The sequence below is a fragment of the Exiguobacterium sp. s161 genome (genome assembly GCF_018619045.1).
GTDB lineage: Bacteria > Bacillota > Bacilli > Exiguobacteriales > Exiguobacteriaceae > Exiguobacterium_A > Exiguobacterium_A indicum.
In genome coordinates, this window is record NZ_JACSNH010000001.1 from 722,675 (window position 1) to 741,614 (window position 18,940).

Annotated in this window: 14 protein-coding genes, 1 other RNA gene, 1 pseudogene and 1 other annotated feature; all 16 genes and pseudogenes read left to right on the forward strand. The window is 48.9% G+C overall.

The genetic code is table 11. The features are described from left to right. The first annotated feature begins 142 nt into the window (after positions 1-142). Positions 143-736, forward strand: coding sequence for a Holliday junction branch migration protein RuvA (gene ruvA / locus KNQ14_RS03460; RefSeq protein WP_023468936.1), 594 nt, complete (start codon positions 143-145; stop codon positions 734-736). 4 nt (positions 737-740) lie between these two features. Beyond that, positions 741-1,736 carry a Holliday junction branch migration DNA helicase RuvB gene (gene ruvB, locus KNQ14_RS03465; RefSeq protein WP_023468935.1) on the forward strand — a complete coding sequence of 332 codons (996 nt, stop codon included), beginning with the start codon at positions 741-743 and terminating at the stop codon, positions 1,734-1,736. 4 nt (positions 1,737-1,740) lie between these two features. Next, positions 1,741-2,781 carry a tRNA preQ1(34) S-adenosylmethionine ribosyltransferase-isomerase QueA gene (gene queA, locus KNQ14_RS03470; RefSeq protein ID WP_023468934.1) on the forward strand — a complete coding sequence of 347 codons (1,041 nt, stop codon included), beginning with the start codon at positions 1,741-1,743 and terminating at the stop codon, positions 2,779-2,781. Beyond that, the gene (tgt, locus tag KNQ14_RS03475; RefSeq protein ID WP_029342245.1) at positions 2,781-3,926 is read left to right on the forward strand and encodes a tRNA guanosine(34) transglycosylase Tgt; all 1,146 of its coding nucleotides are present in this window, start codon (positions 2,781-2,783) and stop codon (positions 3,924-3,926) included. The genes queA and tgt overlap by 1 nt, the downstream gene beginning before the upstream one ends. Before the next feature lie 72 nt (positions 3,927-3,998). After that, positions 3,999-4,289 (forward strand): preprotein translocase subunit YajC, encoded by a 291-nt coding sequence (yajC, locus tag KNQ14_RS03480; protein WP_029342244.1) that lies wholly within the window; start codon positions 3,999-4,001, stop codon positions 4,287-4,289. Positions 4,290-4,442: 153 nt separating this feature from the next. Continuing rightward, positions 4,443-6,654: pseudogene (gene secD, locus KNQ14_RS16695) on the forward strand (protein translocase subunit SecD). 72 nt (positions 6,655-6,726) lie between these two features. Further along, complete coding sequence (gene recJ / locus KNQ14_RS03495; protein ID WP_214859626.1) at positions 6,727-9,036, forward strand: single-stranded-DNA-specific exonuclease RecJ; 2,310 nt, start codon at positions 6,727-6,729, stop codon at positions 9,034-9,036. Continuing rightward, positions 9,015-9,533 carry an adenine phosphoribosyltransferase gene (locus KNQ14_RS03500; RefSeq protein WP_023468928.1) on the forward strand — a complete coding sequence of 173 codons (519 nt, stop codon included), beginning with the start codon at positions 9,015-9,017 and terminating at the stop codon, positions 9,531-9,533. The genes recJ and KNQ14_RS03500 overlap by 22 nt, the downstream gene beginning before the upstream one ends. 141 nt (positions 9,534-9,674) lie before the next feature. Further along, on the forward strand, positions 9,675-11,873 hold the full coding sequence (locus KNQ14_RS03505) for a RelA/SpoT family protein (protein ID WP_023468927.1): 2,199 nt from the start codon (positions 9,675-9,677) through the stop codon (positions 11,871-11,873). A 14-nt stretch (positions 11,874-11,887) separates the two neighbouring features. Beyond that, entirely contained in the window at positions 11,888-12,337 is a 450-nt protein-coding gene (gene dtd, locus KNQ14_RS03510) for a D-aminoacyl-tRNA deacylase (RefSeq protein WP_214859635.1), read from the forward strand. 45 nt (positions 12,338-12,382) lie between these two features. Further along, positions 12,383-12,604: a binding site (T-box leader), on the forward strand. Between the two features lie 42 nt (positions 12,605-12,646). Then, positions 12,647-13,927, forward strand: coding sequence for a histidine--tRNA ligase (gene hisS / locus KNQ14_RS03515; RefSeq protein WP_214859637.1), 1,281 nt, complete (start codon positions 12,647-12,649; stop codon positions 13,925-13,927). After that, on the forward strand, positions 13,924-15,690 hold the full coding sequence (gene aspS / locus KNQ14_RS03520; protein WP_214859638.1) for an aspartate--tRNA ligase: 1,767 nt from the start codon (positions 13,924-13,926) through the stop codon (positions 15,688-15,690). Before hisS ends, aspS begins: the two co-directional genes overlap by 4 nt. A 62-nt stretch (positions 15,691-15,752) precedes the next feature. After that, on the forward strand, positions 15,753-16,337 hold the full coding sequence (locus tag KNQ14_RS03525) for a DNA-3-methyladenine glycosylase (protein WP_214859640.1): 585 nt from the start codon (positions 15,753-15,755) through the stop codon (positions 16,335-16,337). 290 nt (positions 16,338-16,627) lie between these two features. Further along, positions 16,628-17,812 (forward strand): DASH family cryptochrome, encoded by a 1,185-nt coding sequence (locus KNQ14_RS03530; protein ID WP_214859643.1) that lies wholly within the window; start codon positions 16,628-16,630, stop codon positions 17,810-17,812. Between the two features lie 74 nt (positions 17,813-17,886). Next, a non-coding RNA gene (ssrS, locus tag KNQ14_RS03535) (6S RNA) lies at positions 17,887-18,076 on the forward strand. 93 nt (positions 18,077-18,169) lie between these two features. Next, a complete protein-coding gene (locus KNQ14_RS03540; protein ID WP_023468920.1) occupies positions 18,170-18,934 on the forward strand; it encodes a tRNA threonylcarbamoyladenosine dehydratase in 765 nt (254 codons plus the stop codon). Positions 18,935-18,940: the final 6 nt, after the last annotated feature.

Below are 18,940 nucleotides of genomic sequence, written 5' to 3' on the forward strand. Positions count from 1 at the left end.
CGTGCGAACGATCACGCTTTTTTGTCTTCGGATTGAGAGAGCGAACATATGTATTGATTTTTGCTGAAGAACGCTTTGAAGCCAAACGAAGATGTATGCTACAATAACACGAGAGTTTGTTTAAGGATGGGAGCGTTCCACATTGATAGAATTCGTACGCGGCGAAGTCGCTTATGTCTGTGCGGAATTCGTGACGGTAGAAGTTGGCGGGATTGGCTACAAGATCGTAGCACCGAACCCGTTTTTTTATCGGACCGGAGACGAACAGATCATCGTATATACGTATCATTATGTCCGTGAGGACCAAGAAGTCTTATTTGGATTCCGTTCCCGTCGTGAGCGTGCCTTGTTCACGAAGTTGCTCGGTGTCACAGGAATCGGACCAAAAGGAGCGCTCGCGATCGTGGCGTCAGGGAATGTCGATGCGCTCGTTGAAGCAATTGAACAAGAGAAGGAAAGTTATCTCGTCAAGTTCCCGGGGGTCGGCAAGAAAACAGCGAAGCAAATGACGCTCGACCTAAAAGGAAAGTTAGCCGAGCTCGCACCGGATTACGTACCGAGCGAAGGCTTGTTCGCACAAGGCAATGCTGAGCTGAATGAAGCTTGTGAAGCCTTGACGGCGCTTGGTTACAGTGACCGAGAAGTCGAGAAAGTCAAAAAAGCGTTGCAGGCAGAAGTCCTGTCGACGGATCAATATGTCAAACGGGCACTCCAGTTGTTATTGAATGTGAGGTGAGGACATGGAAGAGCGCATTTTGTCAGAATCCGCCCATGCGGAAGATCAAGAAGAGTGGAGTCTGCGTCCTCAGACGCTCGAGCAATATATCGGGCAGGAGAAAGCTAAGGGAAACTTGAGCGTCTTTATCGAGGCGGCAAAAATTCGTCAGGAAACACTCGATCACGTGCTTCTCTACGGTCCTCCGGGTCTCGGGAAGACGACGCTTGCGACGATCATCGCAAACGAGATGGGGGTCGGCATCAAGACGACAGCCGGTCCTGCAATCGAACGACCGGGTGATTTAGCTGCTATTCTCTCATCACTGGAACCGGGTGATGTCCTGTTCATCGACGAGATTCATCGATTGAGTCGATCAATCGAAGAGATTCTGTATCCGGCGATGGAGGATTATTGTCTCGATATCGTCATCGGTCAAGGGGAACTCGCCCGCAGCGTCCGAATTGATTTACCACCGTTTACGCTCGTCGGAGCAACGACGCGTGCGGGGATGCTGTCGGCACCGCTTCGTGATCGTTTTGGCGTGACGCTGAAGCTTGAATATTATACGATGTCAGAGTTGTCTGCCATCGTGACCCGAACTTCGCGATTGTTCGGATTCGAAGCGGATCGTCTGGCTGCAGAAGCGATCGCGCTTCGTTCACGTGGAACACCACGTGTCGCGAATCGGTTGTTACGGCGTGTCCGTGATTTTGCTCAAGTCGCCCATCAAACCGAGATCGATGCCGTGCTCGCGACAAGTGCGCTTGATCGCTTACATGTCGATGCGCTTGGACTCGACGATGTCGACCATCGTTTACTTCGATCGCTTGCAGAACGGTTTGCCGGTGGTCCGGTAGGTCTTGAGACGATCGCTGCAACGATCGGTGAAGATGCGCAGACAATCGAGGATGTATATGAACCATATCTACTGCAACAAGGATTTTTACAACGTACTCCGCGCGGACGTGTCTTAACACCGTTCGCTCGCCAACATTTAGGACTGAAAGAAGGAAATTGAACCAATGGATGTAAACTTATTTGATTTTCATTTACCAGAAGAACAAATTGCTCAAGTGCCATTGCTCGACCGGACGAGTTCGAAATTGATGGTTCTCGATCGGGAGACGGGTGCGATTCAGCATCAGCACTTCCATGATATCGTCGACCACTTCCGGGAGGGCGATACACTCGTCATCAACGATACGAAAGTCTTACCGGCACGTCTCTTTGGTGTGAAGGAAGAGACGGGTGGGAAGATCGAATTGTTACTCTTGAAGCAAACGAGTGACGATGTTTGGGAAACACTTGCGAAACCGGCAAAACGCGTCAAACCAGGAACGATTTTGTCGTTTGGTGACGGATTACTCCGTGCTGAGTGTGTCGAAGCACTTGAAGACGGGGGACGAATCCTGAAGTTTTTCTATGACGGCATTTTCTATGAAGTGCTCGACCAACTCGGAACGATGCCACTGCCACCATACATTCATGAACAACTCGAGGATCAAGATCGTTATCAGACGGTCTACGCTCGCGAACGCGGAAGTGCTGCAGCACCAACAGCCGGGCTTCATTTCACGCCGGAATTGCTTGAAGCATTAAAAGCGAAGGGTGTCCGGATCGCACCGTTGACGCTACACGTAGGACTTGGCACATTCCGACCTGTCTCGGTCGACGACGTCGATAGTCACAAGATGCACAGTGAGTACTACGAACTGCCGGAAAGTTCAGCAGCTCTGCTACGCGAAACACGGAAACAAGGCGGACGGATCATCGCGGTCGGGACGACGTCGACACGGACGCTTGAAACGGTCATTCGCGACCATGGCGACTTCGTCGAAGCAACGGGCTGGACGGACATTTTCATCTTCCCAGGTCAGGAAGTCAAAGGAATCGATGGATTGATCACGAACTTCCACTTACCGAAATCAACATTGATCATGCTCGTGTCCGCGTTATCGACACGGGAACACATTCTGCATGCCTACGAAGAAGCAGTCGCAAACGGCTATCGTTTCTTTAGCTTTGGTGATGCGATGTTCTTAACGAGAGAGGAACGAAACTAATGACAAAACACGCGGTAACATACGAACATATCAAAACATGTAAACAATCCGGAGCGCGGTTAGGAATCGTCCACACGCCGCACGGTAGTTTCGAGACACCGGTCTTCATGCCGGTCGGAACGCAAGCGACGGTCAAGACGATGGCACCGGAACAAATCAAGGACATGAACGCGAACATCATCCTCGCGAATACGTACCACCTCTGGGTGCGTCCAGGACATGATGTCATCAAAGAAGCGGGCGGTCTGCATAAATTCATGAACTGGGATGGCGCGATTCTGACGGACTCAGGTGGTTTCCAAGTCTTCTCACTTGCTGACCTCCGGAACATTTCTGAGGAGGGTGTTCATTTCCGTAACCACTTGAACGGGGACAAATTGTTCTTGTCACCGGAAAAAGCGATGGAAATTCAAAATGCACTCGGTTCAGATATCATGATGGCGTTTGATGAGTGCCCACCGTACCCAGCTTCTCACGAGTACATGAAAGCATCCGTCGAGCGGACAAGCCGCTGGGCGGAACGTTGTCTTGCTGCGCACGAACGTCCACACGATCAAGCACTGTTCGGTATCATCCAAGGTGGAGAATACGAAGACTTACGTCGTCAAAGTGCAAAAGATCTTGTTGCCCTTGATTTCCCGGGTTATGCGGTCGGTGGTCTATCGGTCGGAGAGCCAAAAGACGTCATGTACCGTGCGCTCGAATTCACGACACCACTCATGCCGGAAGACAAACCACGTTATTTGATGGGCGTCGGTTCACCGGACGCATTGATCGAGGGTGCGATTCGCGGAATCGATATGTTCGACTGTGTCTTGCCGACACGGATCGCACGAAACGGCACATTGATGACATCACAAGGACGTCTCGTCGTCCGGAACGCGAAATATGCACGTGATTTCCGTCCGCTCGATGAGAAATGTGATTGCTACGCGTGTAAGAATTACTCGCGTTCGTACATCCATCACTTGATCCGGGCGCAAGAAACGTTCGGTCTGCATCTCTGTTCGACACACAATCTTCACTTCCTCGTCAAGTTGATGGAAGGCGTTCGCCAAGCGATTCGTGAGGATCGTCTGCTCGATTTCAAGGAAGAATTTTTCGAAGAATACGGTTACAATTTACCGAACGCAAAGAATTTCTAACAAATCGTCTGACAAATCAATTCTTTCACGGTATAATGAACGTGATTTGAATGATAAAAGGAGCTGAATCAGATGGAAGGCTTAATCACATTCCTCCCGATGATCTTGATCTTCGTGGTGTTCTATTTCTTGTTGATCCGTCCACAGAACAAACGCCAGAAGCAAGTGCGTCAGATGCAAAATGAACTCTCACGCGGCGACTCGATCGTTACGATCGGTGGTCTTCACGGGGTTGTCCAAAAAGTTGACGACATGACGGTGACATTGAAGTCAGGTAATGCACAATTGACATTCAACCGAAGTGCTGTCGCAGAAGTGACGAAAAAATCAACGACTGTCATGGACGACGAAACTGTCGAATAAGGCATTGAAAAGGCGCTTTCCGGATTCCGGAGCGTCTTTTCTGTTTATATATGAGAAAAACGTTTGCTAAGATTACCATTTCTTTTGTAAGCTAGGGTAGGAGAACAAAGTTGTCTGAAAATATACTGGGAACTAGAGAAAGGACAATGTAGCATGATCAAGAAAGGGAAACTTGCCACATTCTTCATCGTCGTCATCGCGTTGCTCGTACTGATTGGTACGACATCGTCATGGTTGTTGAAGGATACGAAGCTCGGCCTTGACCTTAAGGGTGGCTTCGAAGTCTTGTATGAAGTACAACCGCTGAAAGAAGGAGACGTCATCGATCAAAATGCGATGAGTGCGACGCTGACGGCAATCGAGAACCGTGTCAACGTCCTCGGTGTCTCTGAACCAGATATCCGGATCGAAGGCGATAACCGGATTCGCGTTCAGCTTGCTGGCGTCAAGGATCAGACGGAAGCGCGTCAAATCCTATCTTCGACAGCACAATTGTCATTCCGTGACATCAACGATAAGTTGTTGCTTGATGGATCAGACTTAAAAGCCAAAGGGGCAAAAGTCGGGTATGATCCGAACACGAATGAACCACTCGTCGAGTTGACGATGAAATCAAAAGAGAAATTCTATGAAGTGACACAAAAAGTCTCACAAATGCAACCACCTGCGAATCGTCTCGTCATCTGGCTCGATTACGAGAAAGGCGATTCGTATGAAAAAGAAATTCAAAAAGCAAACTCGAAGATCGTCTCGGATGCATCGGTCACACAACCGATCAATTCGGATAAAGCGATCATTTCTGGTGGCGATATCGATGCCGAGTACGGGAAACAATTATCATCGATCCTAAACGCCGGCGCATTACCGGTCAAACTCGAGGAGATTTACTCGACGTCGGTCTCTGCTGCTTTTGGACAGGATGCACTTGATCAAACATTGTTCGCGTCAGCGATTGGTGTAGCTGCGGTCTTCTTGTTCATGCTCTTGTTCTACCGGATCTCTGGATTCGTTTCGATCATTACATTACTGTTCTACATCTATCTCGTCATGATCTTCTTTAACGGGATCAATGCCGTCCTCACGTTACCGGGGATTGCGGCACTCGTTCTTGGAGTCGGGATGGCGGTCGATGCGAACATCATCACTGCTGAGCGGATCAAGGATGAATTACGAAGTGGTAAATCCGTCTTGTCCGCATTCAAAGCCGGTAACCGTCGTTCGTTCGGTACGATTCTTGATGCCAACTTGACGACGTTGATCTCTGCTGGTGTGTTGTACTACTTTGGTACAAGTACGGTCAAAGGATTCGCCATCATGTTGATGGTTTCGATCGCCGTCACGTTCGTCACGAACGTCTTTGTCTCACGTTACCTGATGCAACTCCTTGTCAGTAGCCGATGGTTCGATAAGAAGAAATCATGGTTCGGTGTAAAGGAGAGTGAAATCCGTGAGCTTTAATCCTACGAAATTCGATTACGTCAAACATCGTAAAATCTATTTCGCAATCACGATCGCGCTTGTCATCGTGTCGGTCCTATTGTTGTCGTTCCGTGGTCTGAACCTCGGGATCGACTTCACGCAAGGAACGCGCGTCGAGATTTCTTCTGAGAATCAAATCAAGGAAGCGGACGTCCGCTCTGTCATTGAAGATGCCGGGATTGATGCGGAAGAAATCGATGGTATTCAATTCGCTCAAGGCGGAAAGTTAGCGAACGTCACGTTCGTTGGTGAATTCAGCCAAGAACAAATTTCTGAAATCAAACAAACGATTGAAGCCAAATACAAAAAAGAACCAAGTATCTCGACAGTTTCGGCACAAGTCGGTCGGGAAATCGCGCGTAACGCGATTTATGCGGTTTTACTTGCGTCACTCGGGATCGTCATCTACGTCTCGTTCCGATTCCAACCGCTCTACGGGATTGCGACAGTACTCGCATTGCTACATGATGCGTTGATGATCATCGCTTTCTTCTCGCTATTCCAGATCGAAGTCAATCTGTACTTCATCGCAGCCGTCTTGACGATCATCGGTTACTCGGTCAACGATACGATCGTTACCTTCGACAGGGTACGAGAAAATCTCGGACTTGCTGAAAAAGGTGGACGGAAAGTCTCTTTTGATGAATTGGCACACATCGTCAATGAATCGATCCAACAAACGATCATTCGCTCGATCAATACGGTCGTCACGGTCATCATGACGGCAGCGGCACTCTACATCTTCGGTAGCGAAGCAATCCGTGGATTCAGTCTCGCCCTGCTCGTCGGGTTGATCATGGGAATGTATTCTTCGATCTTCATCGCCGCGCAACTCTGGCTCGTCATGAAAGGTCGGACACTGGGTCGGACAAAACGTGCTTCTTAAAAGAGTATCCGCATCAGCTATCGCTGGTGCGGATTTTCTATTATAATGGGGAAGTTGATTGGAGGGTTTGAGATGTACCATGCTAAAAAAATATGGCTTGATAAAGTCATCGATTCAGAACAAATCGAACAATTGACGGCGGATGGCACGATCTCACCGCACGTCGCACAACTACTTGTCCAACGGGGATTCACGACTCGTGAAGCCGCCCGTGATTTTTTAGAGACGGATCAAATGACATTCCATGATCCATTTGCTTTTAAAGACATGCCAAAAGTCGTCGAACGGATTCAACGTGCCGTCAACGAAGGCGAAATGATTTTGATTTATGGTGATTATGACGTCGACGGCGTGAGTTCCGCTGCGATTCTCTGGCACGCCTTGATTGAAATCGGAGGAATGGCAGAGTGTTATATCCCGAACCGATTCACGGAAGGCTATGGACCAAACGAAGCCGCGTTTCGCTGGGCTGCAGAAGAAGGCTTCAGCCTCGTCATCACCGTCGACTGTGGGATTTCCGGAATCCACGAAGCAGATGTCCTCAAGGAACTCGGTGTCGACTTAATCATTACCGATCACCATGAAGCAAAAGAAACGTTACCCGATGCCTTTGCCTTAATTCATCCGGGTGTCGACTCAGATTATCCATTCTCAAAACTTGCTGGGGCAGGCGTTGCTTTTAAAGTCGCACATGCACTGCTTGACCGGGAACCGGTCGAATTACTCGATCTTGCCGTGCTCGGAACGATTGCCGATCTCGTACCGCTCGTCGGCGAGAACAGGTTGCTTGCGATTCGCGGTATCGAGGCGCTGAATGCAAGTGAACGTCCGGGTATTCTTGCGTTACGTGACGTCTGTAGTTTGACGGAAGACGAACTGACGGAAGAATCGGTCGGATTTGCATTCGGTCCGCGGATCAATGCGGCAGGTCGTCTGGATTCGGCGATGCCAGCGCTTGAGATGTTACTAGCGGAAAGCAAGGACGAGGCACTTCATCTCGCGAAACAACTCGACCAACAAAATAAACAACGTCAAGATATCGTCAAGCAGATTGCGGAAGAAGCAACGGCGCTTGTCGAAGAACGTTTTAAAGAGGACCGCGTGCTCGTCGTCGATGCGGCAGACTGGAATCCAGGTGTCGTCGGGATCGTCGCCTCGCGACTTGTTGAAAAATATCATCGTCCCGTCATCATGCTGTGTCACGATGCTGAAAAAGGAACAGCGAAAGGATCTGGACGTTCAATCCCTGCCTTCGATCTCTTCGCTGAACTGACGAAATGTGAAGATATCTTGCCGCACTTCGGAGGACATCCGGCTGCTGCTGGTATGACGCTCTCTTCCGATGACGTCGAGACGTTACGTCAACGCTTGAATGAACAGGCTAGTACGTTGCCGGACGATGCCTTCATCGCGACAATTGATGTCGATTTACGTCTACAGGTCAGCGATGTCTCGATTCAGTTGATTGAGGATATTCAGCGACTCGCGCCGTTCGGGATGGGAAATCCTGCGCCACGAATCGTCATCGAGCAAGCGAAGATCCGTGACATGAAACGGATCGGTCGTGATTTGACGCATGTCAAAGCACTATTATCAGGCGACGGGAAGGAACTCGATGCGATCGGCTTCGGCTTCGGCGACCTTGTCGATGAAGTCTCGACATTATCGGAGATTCACTTGATGGGCAGTCTGAACATCAATGAGTGGAATGGGTTCCGTAAACCACAATTGATGATTCAAGATGTCGCTGTCGAAGATGTCCAAGTATTTGATTACCGTGGTGGTAAGCGCCCGCTGAGCGAACTATTCGCCTTACCGCATGAGACGACGACGTTCGTCGCCTTCACTGATGAGGTGAAAGAGAAGTACGCGGAACGTCCGTTGAACGGCCCGATCCGTCAAAATATCGTCTTTCTCGATCTACCGGAAGAAGAAGACGCATTTCATCCATATGTCCAACAGGCAGAGCGGATTTATTGTGCCTTTAAGGATGAGGGCTATTATTTTGAGACGATTCCGTCGCGGGAGGACTTCAAGCATTACTTCCAGTATTTTGCGAAATGTCCACGTGACGAGCTTCGGATTGGTCTCGTACGTTTGTCGAAATCGCGAAAATGGACGAAACGATCGATTAACTTTATGCATTCGGTATTCTCGGAACTTGATTTTCTTGTTACAATGGAGGACGGGCTGCCGGGTGTGAACCCAAATGCTGCAAAACGAGATCTGACGGAAGCTCCGACGTATCAGCGTCATGAAGCGCGTCAAGAGCTCGAGCAACAATACATTTATTCGTCACTCGCTCAGTTGAAAGAGCGTTTTGATACTTTGGTAGAAGCGGCGAAGCAGGAGGAAAAGACATGGAGTTCAAACAGCATATAAAAGAGGTCGAAAACTGGCCGAAAGAAGGAATCAGCTTCAAAGACATCACATCACTCATGCAAAACGGACCAGTGTACAAACAATCAGTTGATGCACTTGTCGAATATGCGCGCAGTAAAGGTGCTGATGTCATCGCGGGTCCGGAAGCACGTGGATTCGTCGTTGGTTGCCCAGCCGCTTACGCGATGGAGATCGGATTCGTACCTGTCCGTAAAGAAGGAAAATTACCACGTGAGACAGTCCGTGTCGAGTATGGTCTTGAGTACGGAAAAGACGTCTTGACGATGCATGAAGATGCGATTCAACCAGGACAACGCGTCGTCATCCTTGACGACTTGCTTGCAACAGGTGGTACGATCGAAGCGACGATCCAAATGATTGAAAAATTAGGCGGAACGGTTGCCGGAATCGGATTCTTGATTGAACTCGATGGTCTTGGTGGACGTGAGAAACTCGAAGGATACGACGTTCTCTCATTGATTCGCTACGAAGACTAAAGCATATATACTCTCTTGGTAGATGGTGACCAAGGGGGTATTTCTTTTTATTTTGACATCTTCTCAAGATTTCACGATAATAAGAACTATATATTAGGGATTCCGTTGCAGACGATCCCGGGGACTGGGTGAGGAAAAGGGATGACAAACAAACAAATCGTAAATGTAGAAGACCTTCTCGCTCGATGTGCGGAATACATGACGCAAGCTGAAGTCAAAGACATCGAACGGGCTTACCAATTCGCGAAAGACGAACATGATGGGCAATTCCGCCGTTCTGGTGAACCCTACATCATTCATCCGGTACAAGTTGCCGGTATCTTAGTCGATATTGGTTTGGATGCAACGACGATTGTCGCTGCGCTTCTTCATGATGTCGTCGAAGATACGGACATTACACTCGAAGAATTAACGGAACGATTCGGACCCGACGTCGCGATGCTCGTTGACGGCGTCACGAAACTCGGGAAAATCAAATATAAATCGAAACGCGAAGAATTGGCTGAGAACCACCGGAAGATGTTCATCGCGATGGCAGAAGACATTCGCGTCATCTTGATCAAACTGGCTGACCGTTTGCATAACATGCGAACGTTGCAACATATGGTCAAGGAAAAGCAGGTGCAAAAGGCAGAAGAGACGCTCGAAATCTTTGCACCGCTTGCGCATCGTCTCGGGATCTCGACGATCAAGTGGGAACTCGAAGACATCAGTTTGCGTTATATCAATCCACAACAGTACTACCGGATTGTCTCAATGATGAAACAAAAACGGACGGAACGCGAAGCGCTCGTCAGTTCGGTCATTGAAGAGGTCAACGAAGTACTCGATGATGTACAAATCGCAGCGGAAGTCGATGGACGTCCGAAGCATATTTATTCCATTTATAACAAGATGCAAAACTCGAAAAAAGAGTTCAGCGAAATTTATGACTTGATGGCTGTGCGCATCATCGTCGATTCAATCAAGGACTGTTACGCTGTTCTCGGAATCATTCATACGCAATATAAACCGATGCCGGGACGTTTCAAGGATTATATCGCGATGCCGAAGCCGAACATGTATCAATCGCTGCATACAACGGTCATCGGACCGAAAGGCGAGCCGCTCGAGGTCCAAATTCGGACACGGGACATGCACTTTATTGCCGAGTACGGGATTGCCGCTCACTGGGCGTATAAAGAAGGCAAGGAACAGGAAGCGAAATCAGGCTTTGAGGATAAGATTGCCCATTTCCGAGAAATCCTTGAGTTACAGAAGGATACGGCGGATGCTGAAGAATTCATGGAATCGGTCAAAGTCGACTTCTTTAGTGACATGTTGTACGTCTTTACACCAAAAGGCGACGTCATCGAATTGCCAAAAGGCTCTGTTCCGATTGATTATGCCTACCGGATTCATACAGAGATCGGTCACCGAACGATCGGAGCGAAAGTCAACGGACGGATGGTACCGATTGATTATAAGCTGAAGACAGGTGACATCATTGAAATCGTCACATCAAAACACAGCTATGGTCCAAGTAAGGACTGGCTCAAGATTTGTGTGTCGAGTCAGGCGAAGAACAAGATCCGTCAATGGTTCAAACGTCAGCAACGCGAAGAGAACGTCTCTAAAGGACGGGAACTGATCGAAGCAGAAGTCAAGAAACTCGGATTCGAGCCAAAGGAAGTCATCAATGAGAAGACGCTCGAAGACGTGACGCGGAAGTTCAACTTCGCGCAAGAAGAAGACATGTATGCTGCCGTTGGGTATCATGGTCTGACAGCTGCCCAAGTCGCTCATAAATTGACGGAAAAGTTACGCAAAGACAAAGAATCCAAAAATCTTGAACTGAACGAAGCGATCAGTGAGATGAAGACGTTTGATCGTCCGAAGAAGGAAAATCCAGAAGGTGTTCGTGTCAAAGGAATCGATAACATGCTCGTTCGCATGAGTCGTTGTTGTAATCCAGTACCAGGGGACGATATCGTCGGGTACATCACACGTGGACGGGGTGTCTCGATTCACCGGACGGATTGTTTGAACGTCATTCATGAACAAAATCCAGAACGCTTGCTCGAAGTCGAGTGGGAACACGAAGGCAAAGCCGTTAAGAGTTATAACGTCGAAATCGAAATTTCTGGATTCGACCGGGCTGGATTATTGAACGATGTCCTGCAGTCGGTATCTGCGACGAATACGAACATTGTTGCCGTCAGCGGGAAAGGCGACGACAGTAAACAAGCCAAAATCACGATGACGATCGCGATCAACAACGTCAACCATTTACAAAAAGTCGTCGATCGGATCAAACAAATCTCTGACGTGTATGCTGTGCATCGCGTCATGATGACGTAAGGAGCGGATGAGTCATGCGAGTCGTATTACAACGAGTCAAAGAAGCAAGTGTCACAGTCGATCAGGAGGTCATCGGTCAAATCAAGCAAGGTTTTCTCTTGCTTGTCGGTGTTACGCACGAAGACACGATCGATCAGGTGAACTGGTTAGCTGATAAAATCGCAGGACTCCGCGTGTTTGAAGATGAAGAAGAACGGATGAACCGCTCGTTGCAAGATGTCGATGGTCAGATTCTATCCGTCTCGCAGTTCACGCTGTATGGTGATGTCAAAAAAGGACGTCGCCCAGCGTTCACGGAAGCGGCGAAACCGGATCTTGCCAACGCGTTGTATGAAGCGTTCAATGAACGTCTTCGCGCGCAAGGACTGACGGTCGAGACAGGTCAGTTCGGTGCGATGATGGATATCGCGCTCGTCAATGATGGACCGGTGACATTGATTCTTGAAAAAGAAGCAAACGCTTGACAGGAACCGAGAGACGAGGCAATATTAGACGTAACCAAATGATTCATACGACCGAAGACGAAGAGGAGTAATCAAGACCTTGTCTGCTTAGAGAGTCGCCCCTTGGCTGGAAGGGCGAACAGACGAACTCGATGAAAGACCCTTCCGAGGTATCTTCCTGAACTGATAGTAGGGAAGGTCGTACGCAGGCGTTAACTGCACCGAGTGGTCAAATGTGATTTGACAACCAGGGTGGTACCACGGGATCTTCAAGTTCTCGTCCCTTTGCGGACGAGGACTTTTTTGTATTCAAAAAAGGAGGAATTTGAGATGAAATTACCACGCGGTACGTTTGATGTCCTTCCAGGAACAGTCGAACGCTGGCAGTACATCGAGCAACAATTACGTGACATTAGTAAGCGTTACAACTATAAGGAAATCCGGACGCCGATTTTTGAGGAGACAGAACTCTTCAAACGTGGCGTTGGTGAGACGACGGATATCGTTCAAAAAGAAATGTTCATGCTTGTGAAACGCGGAAAAGACCAGTTGACGTTACGTCCAGAAGGAACGGCTGCTGTCGTTCGTTCATTCGTGACGAACAAACTGTTCGGTTCACCGAACCAACCGACGAAATTGTTCTACATTGGACCGATGTTCCGTTATGAACGTCCGCAAGCAGGTCGTTTCCGTCAGCTTCACCAATATGGAGTCGAGGCACTCGGAAGTGAACAACCAGCGATCGATGCGGAAGTCATCAGTCTCGCGATGAGCATCTACCGTTCATTCGGATTGAAGCACCTCAAGCTCGTCATCAATACACTCGGAGATAACGAAAGTCGCGCCGCACACCGGGCAGCACTCGTCGATCACTTCAAACCGGTCGTTCACGAGTTGTGTCAGGACTGTCAGAACCGTCTCGAAACGAATCCACTTCGTGTCCTTGACTGTAAGGTCGACCGCGATCACCCGAGTATGGCAACGGCACCATCGATTCTCGATTACTTAAACCCGGCATCAAAAGCCTACTTCGATGAAGTACTGCTTCACTTAGATGCACTCGGCATCGAGTATGTCGTTGATCCAACGCTCGTTCGCGGAATCGATTATTACAACCATACGGCATTCGAGATCATGTCAGAAGCAGAAGGCTTCGGAGCGATCACGACATTATGTGGTGGTGGACGATACAACGGTCTCGTCGAACAGATCGGTGGACCGGCAACACCGGGAATCGGATTCGGAATCGGCATCGAGCGTTTATTGATGGCACTTGAGAATGAGAACGTCTTACCGCCAGTCGACGATCAAATCGATGTCTTCATCGTCGCGCAAGGAAGTGACGAAGTCGAAAAGACAGCAACACGTCTCCTACAATTGATGCGTCTCGAAGGACTTGTCGCGGATCGGGATTATCTCGGTCGAAAGTTCAAAGGACAGTTCAAGGCAGCCGATCGCTTGAAAGCACGCTATACGGTCATCCTCGGGGATGAAGAAGTTGAGCGTGGTGCAGCAGCGCTGAAGAACATGGCTACAGGGGAACAGACGGACGTTCCGTTATCAGCAGTCGCTGATACGATCGTCGCGAAATTAAAGGAGGAAGCACAATGATCGGACGCACGCATATGAACGGTCAGGTGACAGAAGAAGTCATCGGACAACACGTTCAACTTAAAGGATGGGTTCAAAAACGACGTGATTTAGGAGGATTGATCTTCCTTGATCTCCGCGACCGTAGTGGCATCGTCCAAATCGTCTTCCAACCGGAAAACGAGCAGGCACATCGCCTTGCGGAATCGATTCGTTCAGAGTATGTCCTCGACATCAAAGGACACGTCATCGCCCGTGAGAATCCGAACCCGAACATCCCGACTGGGCAAGTCGAGGTCGTCGCGGATGAAGTCGTCATCTTGAACGCAGCGAAGATGACACCATTCCCGATCAGTGAAGAAGCAGAGCAGACGTCAGAAGATTTACGTCTTAAATATCGTTATCTTGACTTGCGTCGTCCGTCGCTTCAAGAGACATTCCGTCTCCGTTCGAAAGCATCGAACATCATGCGGAACTTCCTCGATGAGCAAGACTTCTTGGAAGTCGAGACACCAATCTTAACGAAATCAACACCAGAAGGCGCACGTGACTATCTCGTTCCGAGTCGTGTTCACCCAGGTGAGTTCTATGCCTTGCCACAATCACCGCAATTGTTCAAACAATTGCTGATGGTGTCTGGTTTTGAACGGTACTTCCAAATTGCACGTTGTTTCCGTGACGAAGACTTACGGGCAGACCGTCAACCTGAATTCACGCAAGTCGACATCGAGACGAGCTTCATGGACATCGAAGACTTATATGCGATGATGGAATCGATGATGACGCGTGTCATGAAGGAAACGCTTGGTAAAGATATCGTGACACCATTCCCACGGATGCCATATGCGGAAGCGATGAGCCGGTATGGTTCGGATAAACCGGATACACGCTTCGGTCTCGAATTGATCGATGTCGCGGAAGCCGTCAAAGGGGCAGGATTCAAAGTATTCGACATGGCACTAGAAGCAGGTGGCGAAGTCAAAGCCTTGAACGTTAAAGGTGCAGCTGAGCGCTTCTCGCGGAAAGACATCGATAAGTTACAAGAATTTACGGCGATCTACGGTGCAAAAGGTCTCGCGTGGGTCAAAGTGACAGCGGACGGACTGAACGGTCCGATCGCGAAGTTCTTCGACGAAGAAGCAACTGCTCGCCTGACAGCGGCGACAGATGCGGAAGCAGGCGACTTATTGTTGTTCGTCGCAGCAAAAGCATCGATCGTAGCAGACAGCTTGGGTGCGCTCCGTCAGAAGTTAGCGAAGGAACTCGACTTGATCGATGAGTCGGTCTTCAACTTCCTTTGGGTGACGGACTTCCCACTCGTCACGTTCGAAGAAGAAGATGGTCGTTTCTACGCGAACCACCACCCGTTCACGATGCCACGTCGTGAAGATCTCGAATTGCTCGAGACGGATCCTGGAAAAGTCCTCGCCGTCGCGTATGACCTCGTCTTGAACGGATATGAGCTCGGCGGTGGATCACAACGAATCTACGAACGGGATATCCAAGAGCGGATGTTCAAGTTGCTTGGCTTCACAGAAGAAGAAGCAAACGAGCAGTTCGGCTTCTTGATGGAAGCATTCGAATACGGAACACCACCACATGCGGGTATCGCACTTGGTCTAGACCGTCTCGTTATGTTACTCGCAGGACGTTCGAACTTGCGTGATACGATTGCCTTCCCGAAAACAGCATCAGCAAGTGATCTGTTGACGGCAGCACCAAGCCCAGTCTCGGATGCGCAATTAAACGATCTCTCGATTCGAACAGCAGTCAAACAATCTTAAGATACGACAAGCGAATCTTCCGATATGGGAGGTTCGCTTGTTTCATGAAGGAGGGTGAACGGATGGAACGACACTTTTTTGAACGGTCTCCGGTTGAAGTCGGTCCAGATTTCTTAGGAACACAGATCACAGTCGATGAGGTGACGATGCGGATCGTCGAGGTCGAAGCCTATCTCGGTCCTCACGATCAAGCAGCGCATTCGTTTTCCGGAAAACCAACGAAACGGACGGCACCGATGTTCGGTCCGCCGGGGCATCTCTATGTGTACTTCACATATGGTATGCATCACTGCATGAATATCGTTTGTGGACACGAAGGGGAAGGATACGGACTGTTGCTACGAGGTGCGGAAATCATTAGTGGGCACGACCTCGTCGCGGAACGTCGTTTTGGTTGTTCCTACGCAGAGTTGACAGCGGTGCAACGACGTAATCTCGTCAATGGACCAGCGAAACTGTGCCAAGGATTCGGTCTCACGACAGCGGATTCAGGTCAGGATCTCTATCAAACCCGTTTCCGACTTGTTGCTGACCCGGTCGATGCGATCGTCCAGACGACACGGATCGGTATTCCGAACGCAGGAGAAGCGACAGCCTATCCATGGCGGTTTTATGTAGAGGCGAGTGAAGGTGTCAGTAAACGTTAAAAAATGGACGCTCCGATAAGGAGACGTCCATTTTTTATTTAGGGTTGTTGATTGATTTTTTCGACTGCTGTTTTTTATAGAATTTATAGACGATTGGACCAACCGTCGTTACGAGCGTCATTAGTGTTCTGAGTTTACCGCGTTTTGCTGCCATTGATTCATTCACTCCTCTGATTTGTTGTACTAATCATATTCCACGAAAACAACGTCTTAAAACCTCATCGGCACATCGATTGGTTTTCTATATGCCTTGGTCGGGTCATAGTATAAAGAGAAGGGAGTCGATCAATATGGGAGCAGTTGTTTGGTATCGCCATGATTTACGTGTCGATGATCATGAGGCACTTCGGAGTGCGTGTGAAGAACAGGACGTCATTCGTGCCATATATGTCAAAGACCAAAAGAAACGAGATTTTAAAAGAGGTGCACGACAAGCACGGTTCGAACAAGAGACACTTGAGAACTTAGCGAGTCATCTGTCTCAAATCGGGATTACGTTAGATATAGTAGAAGGGGAGACAAATGAGACACTCGATTCTTATCTGCAAGCGGATGATACAGTCTATTTCCACAAGATGACCGGAACAGAAGAAGCGGCAAATGAGCAGTATATCGAAGACAGATATACCGTCCGTTCTTTTGAGACACAGACATTACATCGGCGGGAAGATATCGGAAGCGATGAATTAAAGCGCGTCTTTACGGCATTTCGAAAACGTGTCGAGGCGAAAGGGACCTTCTACGATCCACTCGATCCACCAACCGGTATTCAGCTAATAAAAGAGGAGTCGGTCGAAGCGGATCCCGAAATCGCGTTCCCGTTCCGTGGTGGAGAGTCAGCAGGGAGAGCGCGCCTTCAGGAATATCTTGCTGAGCCTGTATTCACCTATAAAGAAACACGTAACGGGTTCTTACGAAATGATTCTTCGAAGCTGTCTGCCTGGCTAGCGAACGGGTCACTCTCGCCGCGTCGCGTCATGGCTGAATTGCAGGAAGCCGAGCGGAAAAGGGGAGCGAATGAATCGACGTACTGGTTGTATTTCGAACTGTTATGGCGTGACTTCTTCCATTTGACGATGCGTGAGACAGGAAGCCGTCTTTTCCGGTCGAGTGGATTACAAGAAGGACAATACACGTGGAAGGCGGACCAGCTAGCTGTCGAACGTTGGATAGAAGGAAAGACCGGTGTGCCATTCGTCGACGCCTTCATGAACGAGATTCGCGAGACGGGATGGATGTCGAATCGCGGCAGGCAGATCGTTGCCAGTTATCTGATTCATGAATTAAAGCAGGACTGGCGCATCGGAGCACGATATTTCGAACAGCAGTTGATCGACTATGATGTCGCTTCGAACTATGGCAACTGGGCGTTCATCGCGGGTGTCGGGAATGCAACAAGCACACCACGATTCGATCCCGCATTCCAACAACAAAGGTATGATCCGAATCAACACTTCACGAAATATTGGACCTGAAAAAAGCATCTTTTTCTGGAGTGGGAAGTAGTTGCATTTCAGAGGGGAGGATGCTATATTAAATGCATCAGATGGGGTTCCTGAATTGTACGAGAGCCGCCTTTTATCTTTGAGCCACTCTTTTTTGATAGGGAGTTTGACGTTCCAACTAGTAGTACATGCCTCGTAACACAGCAGGAGGACGTACGAATAGGAATCGGATAAGACACCCACCTGCACAGCAGGTTCAAAAATAAGGTATCGACACGGCACTTCGGGTCCCATCGTCTTATTATTTTGTTGTTTGACACGTCGCATGACGTTTTTTTTTATGATATAATTCCGAGTAAAACAGTATGAGTATTGTGAGGTTATGAGATGTTACATCAATTTTCGCGTAATGAATTAGCAATCGGTAAAACTGGACTTGACGCATTGGCATCCAAGTCCGTCGCTATTCTGGGTATCGGTGGTGTTGGATCGTTCTCAGCAGAAGCGCTTGCCCGCAGTGGTGTAGGTCGTTTGATTCTTGTCGATAAGGACGATATCGACATCACGAACGTCAACCGACAAATCCATGCTTTGCTTCCGACGGTTGGTCAACCGAAGGTCGATGCGATGGCAGAACGTCTTGCGTTAATCAATCCGGATCTTGAAATCGTTCGCTTGAAGATGTTCTACAATGAAGAAACATTCGAGTCGTTCTTCGAACAGCAGCCGGATTATGTCATCGATGCATCGGACACGGTCTCGTTCAAGATTCACTTGATTCAGGAATGTAAGAAACGCAACATCCCGATCATCTCAAGCATGGGGATGGCGAACAAGATGGATCCGACACGCATCAAGATCGTTGACATCAAAGATACAAGTTATGATCCGTTAGCGAAGGTCATTCGGACGAAACTTCGGAAAGCCGGCATCCATAAAGGTGTTCCTGTCGTCTTCTCTGATGAGCCGCCCGTTAAGATCATCGAAGAAGTCCGTCAAGTCGTCGGAAACGATGCGGCTGCAATTCGTAAGGCAAAGATGCCGCCAAGTTCAAATGCGTTCGTTCCATCAGTTGGTGGATTGATCGCAGCGAGCTACGTCATCAACGAGATCGTCCGTGAAGCCGGCGTGACGATCGAACGCGTTCGTTAAAAAAAG